Origin of the sequence: Streptomyces sp. NBC_00096 (genome assembly GCF_045041305.1) — a bacterium.
GTDB lineage: Bacteria > Actinomycetota > Actinomycetes > Streptomycetales > Streptomycetaceae > Streptomyces.
The window spans coordinates 6,281,836-6,296,927 of sequence record NZ_CP108221.1; the positions used below are offsets into that span (position 1 = coordinate 6,281,836).

Below are 15,092 nucleotides of genomic sequence, written 5' to 3' on the forward strand. Positions count from 1 at the left end.
GCGGCGCGGTCCTCGCCCCCGGGGCCGCCACCACCGCCCGACGGCGCGGGTCCGATGCCCACGCCGCCGCCACCCACCCCCGCCACTCACTTACGCACCGCCCGGAACGAGGAGCCCATGCGCAAACCCCGCAGAACACCGGAAGCAGCGGCTTCGCGGCCACCCGCGCCCGCTCCCGCGGGCCGCCGGGCGCACGCCGGACCGCCCGCCGAGGAGCCCACGGAGCAGGCGGTACCCGGGGTGTTCGCGGCGCCGGCCGCGGGTGGCGGCCGCGGATTGCAGGCCCGGCTGCGACCCGCCACCGTCCGCGCGAAGATCGTCTCGCTGCTGATGGTGCCGGTGGTGTCGCTGCTCGCCCTCTGGGCCTTCGCCACCGTCGACGCGGCCCAGGACGTCGCCCGCCTCAGCCGCGTCCAGCGGGTCGACCGGGAGCTCCGGGTTCCGGTCACGGCCGCCGTCACCGCGCTGCAGGCCGAACGGCGAACGGCCCTGCGGCTGCTGGCCGACCCCACCGCCGGTCAGGCCGTGGCCGCCCAGGCCCCCGGTCAGGCCGTCGCCCTCGAGGAGCAGGCGCGCCGCACCGACGCCGCCGTACGGGCGCTGCGGCTCGGCGACCGCAACACCGTCGCCGACTCCGGGGACTACCGTTCCGACATCGTCCTGCGACTGCGTGCCTTCGTCGCCGCCGCCGAAGGGCTGGGCCCGGCGCGCAAGGACGTGGCCGAGCACCGCGCGACCCCGGAAGCCGCCTACGAGACGTACACCCGGGTGATCGATTCGGCGATGGAGGTAGGCGGAGCCCTCTCCGGAGGGGGCCAGGCCGCCGAACTGGGCGTCGACGCCCGGGTCCTGCTGGAGTTCGCACGGGCCGGTGAGCAGCTCTCGCGGGAGGACGCCCTGCTGACGGCGCCGGGCCCGCGCACCGCCGAAACGCTTCGCCGCCTGACCGGCGCGGTCGAGACCCGACGGGCGCTGACGGCCTCCGCCGCCCGGGACCTGCCCGCCGCCCAGCAGGACGCCTGGCAGTCCGTCTCCAAGAGCGCCGCCTACGCCGATCTCACCGGGGCCGAGGACGCCGCGCTCACCGCCGCGGCAGGGGCGGCCGGGGCGGCGGACGCGGGGCCCCCGGCCCCGTCCGGCACCGCCAAGGACAAGGACAAGGACGCGCGCGCCGCCGTGGCCCCCGCCGGACCGCCCGCCGGCTGGGAGGCGGCCTACACCTCCGTGGCCACCTCGATGCGGGAGATCTCGGACGCCGCCCACGCCGCGTCGGCGGACGGCACCGACCCCCTCGGCGCGGGCGTGCTCAGCTCGGCCGGAGCCGCCGTCCTGCTGGGACTGGCCGCCGTGGCCGCCTCGCTGGTCATCTCGGTGCGCATCGGCCGGGCCCTGGTCGTGGAGCTCGTCTCGCTGCGCAACACCGCGCTGGAGATCGCGCACCGCAAACTCCCGCAGGCCATGGACCGGCTGCGGGCGGGCCAGGACATCGACGTTTCCGCCGAAACCCCGCCGGGCCCGGCCGCCGAGGACGAGATCGCCCAGGTCGGCGAGGCGCTGGCGACGGTCCACCGGGCGGCCCTCAGCGCGGCCGTCGAACGCGCCGAGCTGGCCAGCGGAGTGAGCGGGGTCTTCGTCAACCTCGCCCGGCGCAGTCAGGTCCTCGTGCACAAGCAACTCACCCTGCTCGACTCGATGGAGCGGCGTGCCGACGACCCGGGCGAGCTCGGCGACCTCTTCCGGCTCGACCACCTGACCACGCGGATGCGCCGGCACGCGGAGAGCCTGATCATCCTTTCGGGCGCCGCTCCCGGGCGGGCCTGGCGCATGCCGATCCCGCTGACGAACGTCGTACGGGCCGCCGTCTCCGAGATCGAGGACTATCCGCGCGTCGAGGTCCGCCAGCTCGCCGAGGCCGCCGTCATCGGCGGGGCCGTCGCCGACCTCACGCACCTCCTCGCCGAACTCATCGAGAACGCCACCCAGTTCTCCCCGCCGCACACCAAGGTCCGGGTCAGCGGGGAGCCCGTCGGCGCCGGTTACGTCCTGGAGGTCGAGGACCGGGGCCTGGGCATGGGCCGCGAGTCCCTGAGCGAGGCCAACCGGCGCATCGAGCAGTCCGAGGCGCTCGACCTCTTCGACAGCGACCGTCTCGGGCTGTTCGTGGTCAGCCGCCTCTCGGCCCGCCACGGTGTGAAGGTGCACCTGCGCATGTCACCGTACGGCGGCACCACCGCGGTGGTGCTGCTCCCGAACTCCCTGCTCCAGGGCGCCCTCACAGCCGGCGCCCCGCAGCCCGGGGCGGAGCGTTCCCCGGTGCCGGAGCCCGCGCAGCTGCTGGAGCCGGCTCCCGAACGGGTCCGGGAGCAGCTCTGGGACCCGGCCCCGGCCATGAGCGTCGTACGGGACGACGTGCGCGGGATCCCGGTACCGGACCGGAGCCCGGCGCGGGAAGAGCCCCGCCCCGCCCCGGTGGCACCGCTCCGGCCCCGGGGCTCCGCCGGCGCGGTTCCCCGTACCCCGGCCCCGGCGGTCGCGGCGGCTCCGGCCGCCCCCTCGGGCCCGGCCGCCTCGGTCACCGAACTGCCGCGCCGGGTCCGGCAGGCCAGCCTGGTCCCGCAGCTGCGCGAGGCTCCCGAGCCCAAGGCCCCGGCCGGTGTCCGGGGGGCCGGGGACCCGCCCGGGCGCAGCCCCGAGCAGGCGCGCGAGCGGATGGCGGCCTACCGGGCGGGCTGGGTGCGCGGCACCCAGGCGGGCGGCGGGGCGGGTGCCGGGCCGGGTGCTGCGGCGGGCACCCGCGAGGACTTCCCGCCCGCGGGCGGTGCAGGCACCGGCACAGGTCCAGGCACAGGTCCAGGCACAGGAACCGGCCCGGGCACGGGCACGGGCGCAGGTACAGGCGAAGGTGAAGGAGCACGACGATGATCGAACATCAGAGAATCGACCTCGACGGAGTCCGCAGGTCCGGCGAACTCGACTGGCTGCTGGACGACCTCGTGGTCCGCGTCCGCGAGGTCCGTCACGCGGTGGTCCTGTCCAACGACGGGCTGGCGGTGGGCGCTTCCAGCGCACTCAGCCGGGAGGACGCCGAGCACCTGGCGGCCGTGGCCTCCGGGTTCCACAGCCTGGCCAAGGGTGCGGGCCGGCACTTCCACGCCGGGGGCGTGCGCCAGACGATGGTGGAGATGGACGAGGGCTTCCTCTTCGTGGCGGCCGCCGGCGACGGCTCCTGTCTGGCCGTGCTCAGCGGGGCCGGCGCCGACATGGGGCTGATCGCGTACGAGATGGCCCGGCTGGTGAAGCGGGTCGGCGAGCACCTGTACACCCCGCCCCGGTTCGCGGCGCGCCCGCCGGCCGCGGGCTGAGGGCGGCGGCCTTGACCATGAACGGCCGGTGGTACGACGCCGACGCGGGCCCGCTCGTCCGTCCGTACGCCATGACCGGAGGGCGTACCAAGCCGGGACCCCACGGGGTCCGGTTCGACCTCATCGCCCTGGTCGTCGTGGATCCGGCGGGCACCGACGAGGCGGCCGAGTCGCTGCTGGGCCCGGAGCACCGGGCGCTGCTGGGCCTGTGCCGGGACGAGACCCAGTCGGTGGCGGAGCTCGCGGCGGACGCGGACCTGCCTGTCGGCGTGGTGCGCGTGCTGCTCGGGGACCTGCTGGAGGCCGGGCACGTCAAGGTCAGCCGGCCGGTGCCGCCCGCGCAGCTGCCGGACGAGCGGATTCTGCGTGAAGTCATCGAGGGATTGCGAGCGCTGTGATGGGACTGCACGAAGACGGGGACGCGGGCCCGGACGGCGAACTGGCCGCGCTCGCGCTGAAGATTCTCGTGGCCGGCGGCTTCGGCGTCGGGAAGACGACCCTGGTCGGGTCGGTCAGCGAGATCAGGCCACTGCGGACGGAGGAGCTGCTCAGCGAGGCCGGGGAGCTGGTCGACGACACGGGCGGGGTCGACCAGAAGACGACGACCACCGTGGCGATGGACTTCGGGCGGATCACGATCAGGTCGGGGCTGTCCCTGTACCTGTTCGGAACGCCGGGCCAAGACCGGTTCTGGTTCCTGTGGGACGAGTTGTCGCAGGGCGCGCTGGGTGCGGTGGTCCTCGCCGACACGCGGCGGCTGGAGGACTGCTTCCCGGCGGTGGACTACTTCGAGCACCGGCGGATTCCGTTCGTGGTCGCCGTCAACTGCTTCGCGAACGCCAGGCGTTACGCCTCGAACGAGGTGGCGCGGGCGCTGGACCTGGATCAGGGGACGCCGGTGGTCCTGTGCGATGCGCGGGACAAGGACTCGGGGAAGGAAGTGCTGATCCGGTTGGTGGAGTACGCGGGCAGGGTGCACACGGCACGGTTGCTGGAGTCGGTGGAACCGCAGGCCGATTCCGTGTGAACCGGGCCGCGGGCGGGCGGGAAGAGGCGGAGCGGGAAGAGGCGGAGCGGGGGCCGGGGCCGGCGTCAGTCGGTCACACCGGCCACCGAGATCACCTTGTCGATGGGGACGCGGACGAGGAGCTCCCCGGGTACGGCGTTGCGGCGGCCGAAGGCCTCGCCGAGCTCAGCTCCCATGTAGCGGGCGCCGATCCGGGTCGCCCAGGGGAGCATTTCCTCCATGTCCTCGCTGATCTGGGCCCGGCCCTGGAGGACTACGTAGGAGAACGGTGGCCGGTCGTGGTCCACGCAGAGCGCGACGCGGCCGTCGCGGGCCAGATTGCGCCCCTTGACGGTGTCCCTCCCCGTGTTGAACACGAAGGAATCACCGTCGAGAACGAACCAGATGGGAGCGATGTGGGGGCTTCCGTCCTCACGGACGGTGGACAGTTTGCCGGTGCGGGTGGAGTGGGAGACGAACTCCCGCCATTCCACTTGAGTCATCTTCTTCACCATGGGCCCATCCTCCTTGCCGGAAAGCCGCTGGTGGGGAAGGCTGGCGGCACGAGTACGCGGGGTGGGGCGCGGCCGGTCCGGCCGCGTCGACGGGGAGGGACTGAATATGGCACTGGACAAGCAGCTGGACTGGCTGCTGGACGACTTGACGCGGCGGGTGCAGCAGGTCCGGCACGCGGTGGTGCTCTCCAACGACGGCCTGGTGACGGGCGCGAGCGCGGGCCTGGCGCGGGAGGACGCGGAGCACCTGGCGGCCGTCGCGGCGGGGCTGCAGAGCCTGGCGAAGGGGTCGGGGCGGCACTTCCGGGCAGGTGAGGTGCGCCAGACGATGGTCGAGTACGACGAGGGCGTCCTCTTCGTCATGGCGGCGGGCGCGGGCAGCTGCCTGTGCGTGCTGAGCGCGGCCGAGGCCGACATCGGTCACGTGGCCTACGAGATGACCCTGCTGGTGAACCGGGTGGGCGAGCACCTGGGCGTCGCGGAGCGGCGGATCACGGGCGGCTGAAGCCGGAGGCCGGCGGTGGACCGGCCCTTTCGAGTTATCCACAGGGCCTGCGGGCGTACGTCGCGCTGAGTTACGTTCTTCACACAGAGTAATCACTTCTGATGGGGAGAGCGTGATGACGCAGACGACGCAGACGACACAGATGGCGCAGGCGGCGCCGATGGCACAGACGGCGCCGATGACGCAGATGGCATCGGCGGCACCGATGGCATCTGCGGCGCGGATGAAGCAGGTGTCCGAGGCTCCGGCGACGGCTCCGAGGGCGCCGGCAATGGCAGTGGCCACCGCGTGCGCCGAGGTCCGCGGCCTGCTGGGCGGCGGGCCGGCCGCGGGGGAACTGGGCCTGAGCCGAAGCGAGTTCGCCCGCGCCGTCCAGTTGGGCATCGTACGGGCCGGGCCTGCGGGGGCCACCGGGGCCGCGCGCTTCACCCGGACCGAGCTCGACCGGGTCCGGTCGGCCGAGGGGTTCCCGGACGCGCTCCGCGAGCGCGTGGAGACGGTGGCGGGGGCCGAGGCCGCGGCCGCCGTCACGGGGGTCGGCCCGAGCCGGTTCACGCGGCTCGCCCGCTGTGGGCACGTCACTCCGGTGGGATACCGGATCAACCGGTACCGGGCGGTGGTGTGGCTCTATCTGGCCGCGGATCTACGGGACTTCGCGGCGCGCGAGCCCGGAATGCTGCGCGGCAGCGCGCCGCCGGCCGACCGGGAGCTGATGGCGGCCAAGGCCGACCTGCGCCCGCGAAAGTGGCGCGAGCGGCATGTGGGGCTGCTGCTGAGACGGACCGCCGATCCGTGGGAGCGCGCTGCCGTACTGGCCTCGGTACTCCCCGACGAAGAGCTCCGGGACACCGTGCCCGACGCGGCGGAGCGCATCGTGCTCGCGGCACTCGCCCCGCCCCCGCCGTACGGGCATCCGCAGGTCCCGGCGGCAGCCGCGGTGGCGACCCGGCTGCTGCGGGCCGGGCCGTCGCCGGACGAGATCCACTGGTACCGCAGCAGCCTGGACTTCGCGCTGACCGGAGCCCGGGGTCAGTCGAATTCGACGGGGGAGAGGGGGCCGACATAGACCCAGGCCCCGTTCTCGCGGGAGAAGGAGCTGTGCTCGTGCAGCGAGCCGGAGTGCCTGCCCTCGCGGTAGTGCGCCCGGAACTCCACCGCGCCCTCGGTCTCGAACATCCCGCCGCGCTCGGTGGCCAGGATCTCCAGCCGTTCCCAGCGCTGCCCGGGATCGAGGTCGAGCGTGCCCGGCCGCGTCGACGGGTGCCAGGAGCGCAGGAGATAAGCCGTGTCGCCGACGGCGAAGGCGCTGAAGCGGGAGCGCATCAGCAACTCGGCGGTGGGCGCCTGCCGCTCGCCGGAGTGGAAGCGGCCGCAGCACTCCGGGTAGGCGGCGGGCAGCCCGCAGGGACAGGGGACGGCCGGAGTGGGCATGGGTGCACTCAGTTCTTCGGGAAGGGGACGGACTACTGCGGTGACACGGCCGGCTTGAACGCCTTGGCGCCGTACGGGCGGAAGAGCCCTTCCTGGACCACCGACACCAGCAGCCTGCCCTCCAGGTCGTAGATGCGGCCTCGGGCCAGGCCGCGGCCGCCGTGCGCGATGGGCGACTCCTGGTCGTACAGGAACCACTCGTCCGTCCGGAACGGCCGGTGGAACCACATGGCGTGGTCCAGGGAGGCCATGTCGAAACCGCGCATGCCCCACAGGGGTTCCACGGGGATGCGCACGGCGTCGAGGAGGGTCATGTCACTGGCGTAGGTGAGGGCGCAGGTGTGCACGAGCGGGTCGTCGCCCAGCGGACCGACGGCGCGCATCCACACCGCGCTGCGCGGATCGGCGTCCTTGAGCTCCTCGGGGGTCCAGCGGAGCCGGTCGACGTAGCGGATGTCGAAGGGCTGGCGGCGGGCCATCCGCTCCAGTGCCTCCGGCAGTGCGCCCAGGTGCTCGCGGATCTCGTCCACGACCTTCGGGAGCGTGTCCGGGTGCGGGAAGTCGAGGCGGGGCGGCAGCTGGTGCTCGATGCTGCCCTCCTCCGGGTGATGGAAGGAGGCGGTCAGATTGAAGATGGTCTTGCCCTGCTGGACCGCGGTGACCCGGCGGGTGGTGAAGGAGCGCCCGTCGCGCACCCGCTCCACCTGGTACACGATCGGCACCCCGGGGATGCCGGGGCGCAGGAAGTACGCGTGGAGGGAGTGGACGGGCCGGTCGCTCTCGGTGGTGCGGCCGGCCGCCACCAGCGCCTGGCCGGCGACCTGGCCGCCGAAGACGCGCTGGAGGGACTCCTGGGGGCTCGCGCCCCGGAAGATGTTGACCTCGATCTGCTCCAGGTCGAGCAGATCGACCAGCCTCTCGGCGGGGTTCGTCATCGGAGGATCTCCACTGTCGGGCCCGGCGGCCGCGGTGGCGCCGGTCGGTTGCGGGTCGGGGGCACCCCCGGACGGAGCCGGGGGGAGATCAGAGCTGGCCGAGCTCGCCGACCGAGGTGACGCGCAGGACGGCCCGGCCCTCCTCGTCGGAGGCGGCGAGGTCGACCTCGGCGCTGATGCCCCAGCCATGGTCCCCGTTGGGGTCGGCGAAGGTCTGGCGGACGCGCCACAGACCGTGCGCCGGGTCCTCCTCGATCTGGAGCAGCTTGGGGCCGCGCGCGTCGGGGCCGGTGCCCAGGTCGTCGTACTCGTCCCAGTAGCCGTCCATGGCCTCGCCCCAGGCGTCGGCGTCCCAGCCGGACTCGCCGTCCAGCTCGCCCAGCACGTTGACGTGGTCCAGGGCCGCCAGCTCCACCCGGCGGAACATGGCGTTGCGGACCAGGACGCGGAAGGCGCGGGCGTTCGCGGTGACCGGCTTGACCTGGTCGGCCTTCTCCTGGGCCTGCTCCGCCGTCTCCACCTCCGGGTTCGCCAGCTGCTCCCACTCGTCGAGCAGGCTGGAGTCGACCTGGCGGACCAGCTCGCCCAGCCAGGCGATCAGGTCCTGCAGGTCCTCGGACTTGAGGTCGTCGGGGATGGTGTGGTCCAGCGCCTTGAACGCGCCCGCCAGATAGCGCAGCACGATGCCCTCGGTGCGCGCGAGTTCGTAGTACGAGGTGAACTCGGTGAAGGTCATCGCGCGTTCGTACATGTCGCGGATGATCGACTTCGGGGAGACCGGGTGGTCGCGGACCCACGGGTGGCTCTTGCTGTACACGTCGTAGGCGTGCAGGAGGAGTTCTTCGAGGGGCTTGGGATAGGTGACCTCCTGGAGCCGCTCCATCCGCTCCTCGTACTCGATCCCGTCGGCCTTCATCGCGCCCACGGCCATGCCGCGTTCCTTGTTCTGCTGGGCGGCGAGGATCTGGCGCGGGTCGTCCAGCGTGGACTCGACGACCGAGACCATGTCCAGCGCGTAGGAGGGGGACTCCGGGTCCAGCAGGTCGAAGGAGGCCAGCGCGAAGGTGGACAGCGGCTGGTTCAGCGCGAAGTCCTGCTGGAGGTCGACCGTCAGACGGATCGTGCGGCCCTCGGCGTCCGGGGTGTCGAGCTTCTCGACGACACCGCCGTCCAGCAGGGACCGGTAGATGGCGATGGCCCGGCGGATGTGGCGCAGCTGGGCCTTGCGCGGCTCGTGGTTGTCCTCCAGCAGGTGGCGCATCGCCTGGAAGGCGTCGCCGGGCCGGGCGATGACCGACAGGAGCATGATGTTGGTGACCTTGAAGCGCGAGGTCAGCGGCTCCGGGTCGGCGGCGATCAGCTTCTCGAAGGTGAGGTCGGACCAGGCCACGAAGCCCTCGGGGGCCTTCTTGCGGACCACCTTGCGGCGCTTCTTCGGGTCATCGCCGGCCTTCGCCAGCGCCTTCTCGTTCTCGATGACGTGCTCGGGCGCCTGGGCCACCACGTAGCCCGCGGTGTCGAAGCCGGCCCGGCCGGCGCGGCCCGCGATCTGGTGGAACTCGCGGGCGCGCAGCGTGCGGACCCGGGTGCCGTCGTACTTGGTCAGTGCGGTGAACAGCACCGTGCGGATCGGGACGTTGACGCCGACGCCGAGGGTGTCGGTGCCGCAGATGACCTTCAGCAGACCGGCCTGGGCCAGCTTCTCCACCAGACGCCGGTACTTGGGCAGCATGCCCGCGTGGTGGACGCCGATGCCGTGGCGGACGTAGCGGGAGAGGTTCTGGCCGAACTTGGTGGTGAAGCGGAAGTTGCCGATCAGATCGGCGATCTTGTCCTTCTCCTCGCGGGTGCACATGTTGATGCTCATCAGCGACTGCGCCCGCTCGACCGCCTGCGCCTGGGTGAAGTGCACGATGTAGACCGGCGCCTGCCGGGTCTCCAGCAGCTCGGTGATGGTGTCGGTGATCGGCGTCGTGACGTACTCGTACGAGAGCGGGACGGGCCGGGTCGCCGAGCGGACCATCGAGGTGGGCCGGCCGGTGCGCCGGGTCAGGTCCTCCTCGAACCGCTTCATGTCGCCGAGGGTCGCGGACATCAGGATGAACTGCGCCTGCGGCAGTTCCAGCAGCGGGATCTGCCAGGCCCAGCCGCGGTCCGGCTCCGCGTAGAAGTGGAACTCGTCCATCACGACCTGGCCGATGTCGGCGTACTTGCCGTCGCGCAGGGCGATCGAGGCCAGCACCTCGGCGGTGCAGCAGATCACCGGAGCGTCCGCGTTCACCGAGGCGTCGCCGGTCAGCATGCCGACGTTCTCGGTGCCGAAGAGCTTGCACAGGTCGAAGAACTTCTCCGAGACCAGCGCCTTGATCGGGGCGGTGTAGAAGGTGACCTTGTCCTGGGCCAGTGCCGTGAAGTGGGCGCCGGCCGCGACCAGGCTCTTGCCGGAGCCGGTCGGGGTGGAGAGGATCACGTTCGCGCCCGAGACGACCTCGATCAGCGCTTCTTCCTGAGCCGGGTACAGGGTGATGCCCTGTTCCTCCGCCCACGAGGAGAAAGCCTCGAAGAGGGCGTCGGGGTCGGCGTTCGGCGGGAGCTGATCAATGAGGGTCACACCCCCCATCTTGCCTGGCTTCCCCCCGGATCAGGGAACCGGCGGACAGAAGGAAGATCATCGACGGTACGCTGTGCCGTCGATGAGGCCCGAACGACACCGTCAACTGGGCCCGACCAGCACACCACCGGGGCGGGGAACGACCATGATGGGTCCGGCGCACTCACTTTCCGGGGCAGCGGCTTGGCTCGGGGTGGGCGCCGCGGCGGCCGCCGCCGGGCACCCGATGCCCTGGCCCGTCCTCGTGGTCGGCGCGCTCATCTGCGCCGGAGCCGCCCTCGCCCCCGACCTGGACCACAAGTCGGCGACGATCTCCCGCGCCTTCGGACCGCTCTCCCGGGGCCTGTGCGAGGTGGTCGACAAGATCTCCTACGGCGTCTACAAGGCCACGCGGGCACCGCGCGACGCCCGCCGCACCGGAGGCCACCGCACCCTGACCCACACCTGGGTCTGGGCCGTCCTGATCGGAGCGGGCTCCTCGGCGCTCGCCGTCACCGCCGACCGCTGGGGCGTGCTCGCCCTCCTCTTCATCCACCTGGTGCTCGCCGTCGAAGGCCTGCTCTGGCGGGCCGCCCGCATGTCCAGCGACGTTCTGGTCTGGCTGCTCGGCGCGACCAGCGCCTGGATACTGGCCGGCGTGCTCGACCAGCCGGGCAACGGCTCCGGCTGGCTCTTCACCGGCCCCGGCCAGGAGTACCTGTGGCTCGGCCTGCCCATCGTGCTCGGCGCGCTGGTCCACGACATCGGCGACGCCCTGACCGTCTCCGGCTGCCCGATCCTGTGGCCGCTGCCCATCGCCGGCAAGCGCTGGTACCCGATCGGCCCGCCGAAGATGATGCGCTTCCGTGCGGGCAGCTGGGTGGAGCTCAAAGTCCTCATGCCGGTGTTCATGCTCCTCGGCGGCGTCGGCGGCGCCTCCGCCCTCGGCTTCTTCTAGCCGCACCTTCTTCCGGCCGCCCCTTTTTCCGGCCGCGCTTTCTTCCGGCCGCACCGCGCCGAAGGCCCGTCCCGTCCGCAGCTGCGGACGGGACGGGCCTTCGGCGTGAAGCAGGCGCGGCCGGCGTCAGCCGTGCCAGGAGCGCCACAGGGCGGCGTAGGCGCCGTCGGCCGCTACCAGGGCGTCGTGGGAGCCCAGCTCGCTGATCCGGCCGCCCTCCACCACCGCGATCACATCCGCGTCGTGCGCGGTGTGCAGCCGGTGCGCGATGGCGATCACCGTGCGGCCCTCCAGCACCCGCGCCAGCGAGCGCTCCAGGTGCCGGGCCGCGCGCGGGTCCAGCAGCGAGGTGGCCTCGTCCAGCACCAGCGTGTGCGGGTCCGCCAGCACCAGCCGGGCCAGCGCGATCTGCTGCGCCTGCGCCGGGGTCAGCGCCGCGGCGCCCGAACCGACCTCGGTGTCCAGACCGGCGTCCAGCGCCCGCGCCCAGTCCTCCGCGTCGACCGCGCCGAGCGCCGCCCACAGCTCGGCGTCACCCGCCCCGGTGCGCGCGAGGCGCAGGTTGTCCCGCAGGGAACCGACGAAGACGTGGTGCTCCTGGTTGACCAGGGCCACGTGCTCGCGCACCCGTTCCGCCGGCATCCGCGACAGCTGCGCCCCGCCGAGGGTGATCTCGCCGGTCCGCGGCGCGTAGATGCCCGCGAGGAGCCGGCCCAGCGTGGACTTGCCGGCGCCCGAGGGCCCGACCAGGGCCATCCGGGTGCCCGGCGGCACCGACATCGAGACCTGGTGGAGCACGTCGACGCCCTCGCGGTAGCCGAAGTGCACCTGCTCCGCCCGCACGTCCCGGCCCTCCGGGGCGACGCCCGCGTCACCCTCGTCGGGCTCGATCTCCCGCACGCCCACCAGCCGGGCCAGCGAGACCTGCGCGATCTGCAGTTCGTCGTACCAGCGCAGGATCAGGCCGATCGGGTCGACCATCATCTGGGCGAGCAGCGCGCCCGTGGTGAGCTGCCCCACCGACATCCAGCCCTGGATCACGCAGTACCCGCCGATCATCAGCACCGAGCCGAGGATCGTCACGTACGTGACGTTGACGACCGGGAAGAGGACCGTCCGCAGGAACAGCGTGTACCGCTCCCAGGCCGTCCACTCCTTGATCCGCCGCTCCGACAGCTCGATCCGCCGCCCGCCGAGGCGGTGCGCCTCGATCGTGCGGCCCGCGTCCACCGTCTCGGTGAGCACGGCGGCCACCGCCGCGTACCCGGCCGCCTCCGAACGGTAGGCACCGGGCGCCCGCTTGAAGTACCAGCGGCAGCCGATCACCAGCACCGGCAGCGCCACCAGGGCGGCCAGCGCCAGCGGCGGCGCGGTCACGGCGAGCGCCCCGTAGAGCAGCCCCGCCCACACCACGCCGATCGCGAGCTGCGGCACGGCCTCGCGCATCGCGTTGGCCAGCCGGTCGATGTCGGTGGTGATCCGCGAGAGCAGGTCACCGGTTCCCGCGCGCTCCAGGACGCCCGGCGGCAGGCCCACCGAACGCACGAGGAAGTCCTCGCGCAGATCGGCCAGCATCTCCTCGCCGAGCATCGCCCCCCGCAGCCGTACCAGCCGGACGAACAGGGTCTGGACGATGAGTGCCACCGCGAACAGCAGCCCCACGCGACCCAGATGGAGTTCGCGAGCCCCCTCCGAGAGCCGGTCCACGACCTGCCCCAGCAGGTAGGGGCCGACCATGGACGCGATCACCGCGACCGTGTTGACCGACACCAGGACCAGAAAGGCCCGCCGGTGGCGGCGGAACAGGCCGCGCACATAGCCCCGTACGGTCGCCGACGAGCCCACGGGCAGTGTCGCGGCCGTTTCGGGGGCCGCCGGATCGTACTGCGGCGGCGCCACGCCGATCATGCGGATTCCTCGATCTCTGTCAGTACGGACTCGTTCAGTACGGACTCGTTCAGTACGGATTCCAGTCCCGCGAGCCGCTGTTCTTCCTCGGTCTCGCGGGTGACGACCGCGCGGTAGAGCGGCTCTCCGTGCAGCAGCTCGCGGTGCGTGCCGCTCGCCGCCACCGTGCCCTCGTGGATCAGGACGACCCGGTCGGCGTGGTCCAGCAGCAGCGGCGAGGACGCCAGTACCACCGTCGTGCGCCCGGCGCGCAGGGCCGCGATCCCGTCCGCGATCCTTGCCTCGGTGTGCGAGTCGACCGCCGAGGTCGGCTCGTCCAGCACCAGAACCTCCGGGTCGGTCACCAGGGACCGCGCCAGCGCGAGCCGCTGGCGCTGCCCGCCGGACAGCGACCGGCCGCGCTCGGTGATCCGGGCGTCCATCGGGTCGCTCACCCCGTCCGGGGCGGACTGCAGCAGAGCGTCCAGTACGTCCGTGCACTGCGCCGCCGCCAGCGCCGCCCGCGGGGTGACCGTCCCGGAGGCCGGTACGTCGAACAGCTCGCGCAGCGTCCCGGACAGCAGCACCGGATCCTTGTCCTGTACGAGGACCAGCGTGCGCGCCGTGTCCAGCGCGAGCTCGTCCAGCGCGACCCCGCCCAGCAGGACGGAGGACCCGGCCGCGGCGCCGTCGTCCATCGGGTGGCCGCCGAGGCGTTCCGCGAGGCGGCCCGCCAGGTCGGGGTCCCCGCACACGACGGCGGTGAACCGGCCCGCCGGCACCAGCAGCCCGGTCTGCGGGTCGTACAGGTCCCCACCGGGAGCGGGTGCCTGGGCCGCGTTGTCGGCGGCGTTGTCGGCGTCGGCGTCGGATTCGGTGAGGTCGGCGTCCGTCCGCGTCAGCGACAGCACCCGGGCCGCCCGCTTGGCGGAGGGACGCGAGAAGGAGTACGCCATGGCGATCTCCTCGAAGTGCCGCAGCGGATAGAGCATGGTCGCCACCGCGCTGAAGGCCGCGACGAGTTCGCCGACGTCCAGCCGGCCCTCGAGCACCAGCGCGGACCCGTACCAGACCACCGTGATCAGCAGCGCGCCCGGGAGCAGCACCTGGATCGCGGAGATCAGCGCCCACATCCGGGCACTGCGCACGGCGGCCCTGCGGACCTCCTGCGAGGCCTCGCGGTAGCGGCTGAGGAAGAGCTCCTCGCCCCCGATGCCGCGCAGTACCCGCAGGCCCGCCACGGTGTCCGAGGCGAGCTCGGTGGCCTTGCCCGCCTTCTCGCGCTGGATGTCGGCGCGCTGGGTGGCGCGCGGCAGCAGCGGCAGCACGGCCAGCGCCAGCACCGGCATGCCGATGGCCACGACCACGCCGATCGTGGGTGCGTAGAACAGCAGGGCGACACAGCCGATGACGAGGGTGAGGGCGGCGGCGAGGAAGCGGGAGACCGCCTCGACGAACCAGCCGATCTTCTCCACGTCACCCGTGGACACGGCCACCACCTCGCCCGCCGCCACCCGCCGGGTCAGCGCGGAACCGAGCTCGGCGGTCTTGCGGGCCAGGAGCTGCTGGACCCGCGCGGCAGCGGTGATCCAGTTGGTGACGGCGGTGCGGTGCAGCATCGCGTCGCCCAGCGAGATCGCGGCGCCGAGCAGCGCGATGAGGCCGCCGACCCACAGCAGGCGGGCGCCGTCGCGGTTCACGGCCGCGTCGACGCCCAGGCCCACGGCGTACGGCAGCCCGGCCACGCCGCCGAAGTGCAGGAGCCCCCAGCTCAGGCTCTTGGCCTGTCCGCCGAGTTGTCCCCGCCCCAGCCACCAGAGGAAACGGGGGCCGGACCGAGCGTCCGGTACCCCTGGATCCGGATACGGAAGATCGCTGATCTGCATGACGCCCCATGACTGGT

13 protein-coding genes are annotated in these 15,092 nt (G+C 72.8%); 7 read left to right on the top strand and 6 right to left on the bottom strand.

Annotation, left to right across the window (positions count from 1 at the left end):
- The first annotated feature begins 117 nt into the window (after positions 1 to 117).
- From OG904_RS27900 to OG904_RS27915, 4 genes are read left to right on the top strand one after another with little or no spacing between them, the layout of a single operon-like run.
- Positions 118 to 2,922, top strand: a complete 2,805-nt coding sequence (locus OG904_RS27900) for a nitrate- and nitrite sensing domain-containing protein (RefSeq protein ID WP_405495565.1) — start codon at positions 118 to 120, stop codon at positions 2,920 to 2,922.
- Positions 2,919 to 3,362: a roadblock/LC7 domain-containing protein gene (locus OG904_RS27905; protein WP_214954590.1), complete on the top strand. Its 444-nt coding sequence runs from the start codon at positions 2,919 to 2,921 to the stop codon at positions 3,360 to 3,362. Before OG904_RS27900 ends, OG904_RS27905 begins: the two co-directional genes overlap by 4 nt.
- Before the next feature lie 17 nt (positions 3,363 to 3,379).
- Positions 3,380 to 3,760 carry a DUF742 domain-containing protein gene (locus OG904_RS27910; RefSeq protein WP_405498313.1) on the top strand — a complete coding sequence of 127 codons (381 nt, stop codon included), beginning with the start codon at positions 3,380 to 3,382 and terminating at the stop codon, positions 3,758 to 3,760.
- On the top strand, positions 3,760 to 4,389 hold the full coding sequence (locus tag OG904_RS27915; protein WP_405495567.1) for a GTP-binding protein: 630 nt from the start codon (positions 3,760 to 3,762) through the stop codon (positions 4,387 to 4,389). Before OG904_RS27910 ends, OG904_RS27915 begins: the two co-directional genes overlap by 1 nt.
- Positions 4,390 to 4,454: 65 nt before the next feature.
- Here OG904_RS27915 and OG904_RS27920 read toward each other — a convergent pair whose 3' ends face one another.
- The gene (locus OG904_RS27920) at positions 4,455 to 4,883 is read right to left on the bottom strand and encodes a PPOX class F420-dependent oxidoreductase (protein WP_405495569.1); all 429 of its coding nucleotides are present in this window, start codon (positions 4,881 to 4,883) and stop codon (positions 4,455 to 4,457) included.
- A 106-nt stretch (positions 4,884 to 4,989) separates the two neighbouring features.
- Between OG904_RS27920 and OG904_RS27925 the strand changes: the two genes are divergently transcribed.
- Together OG904_RS27925 and OG904_RS27930 are read left to right on the top strand one after the other, a co-directional pair.
- Positions 4,990 to 5,388, top strand: coding sequence for a roadblock/LC7 domain-containing protein (locus tag OG904_RS27925; protein ID WP_112449847.1), 399 nt, complete (start codon positions 4,990 to 4,992; stop codon positions 5,386 to 5,388).
- Between the two features lie 115 nt (positions 5,389 to 5,503).
- Complete coding sequence (locus OG904_RS27930; RefSeq protein ID WP_405495571.1) at positions 5,504 to 6,454, top strand: DUF6397 family protein; 951 nt, start codon at positions 5,504 to 5,506, stop codon at positions 6,452 to 6,454.
- Here the strand turns inward: OG904_RS27930 and OG904_RS27935 are convergent.
- From OG904_RS27935 to OG904_RS27945, 3 genes are all read right to left on the bottom strand, one after another.
- Positions 6,418 to 6,819 (bottom strand): YchJ family protein, encoded by a 402-nt coding sequence (locus OG904_RS27935; protein ID WP_405495573.1) that lies wholly within the window; start codon positions 6,817 to 6,819, stop codon positions 6,418 to 6,420. The genes OG904_RS27930 and OG904_RS27935 overlap by 37 nt on opposite strands.
- Positions 6,820 to 6,851: 32 nt before the next feature.
- Positions 6,852 to 7,754 (bottom strand): acyl-CoA thioesterase II, encoded by a 903-nt coding sequence (locus OG904_RS27940; protein WP_328297200.1) that lies wholly within the window; start codon positions 7,752 to 7,754, stop codon positions 6,852 to 6,854.
- A gap of 88 nt (positions 7,755 to 7,842) precedes the next feature.
- Positions 7,843 to 10,365: a DEAD/DEAH box helicase gene (locus OG904_RS27945; protein ID WP_405495576.1), complete on the bottom strand. Its 2,523-nt coding sequence runs from the start codon at positions 10,363 to 10,365 to the stop codon at positions 7,843 to 7,845.
- A gap of 145 nt (positions 10,366 to 10,510) precedes the next feature.
- On the opposite strand from OG904_RS27945, the gene OG904_RS27950 reads away from it, so the two are divergent.
- Positions 10,511 to 11,302 carry a metal-dependent hydrolase gene (locus OG904_RS27950; protein ID WP_405495578.1) on the top strand — a complete coding sequence of 264 codons (792 nt, stop codon included), beginning with the start codon at positions 10,511 to 10,513 and terminating at the stop codon, positions 11,300 to 11,302.
- Between the two features lie 126 nt (positions 11,303 to 11,428).
- Here OG904_RS27950 and OG904_RS27955 read toward each other — a convergent pair whose 3' ends face one another.
- A complete protein-coding gene (locus tag OG904_RS27955) occupies positions 11,429 to 13,210 on the bottom strand; it encodes an ABC transporter ATP-binding protein (RefSeq protein ID WP_405495580.1) in 1,782 nt (593 codons plus the stop codon).
- Positions 13,207 to 15,075, bottom strand: a complete 1,869-nt coding sequence (locus OG904_RS27960) for an ABC transporter ATP-binding protein (protein WP_405495582.1) — start codon at positions 15,073 to 15,075, stop codon at positions 13,207 to 13,209. The genes OG904_RS27955 and OG904_RS27960 overlap by 4 nt, the downstream gene beginning before the upstream one ends.
- Positions 15,076 to 15,092 lie beyond the last annotated feature (17 nt).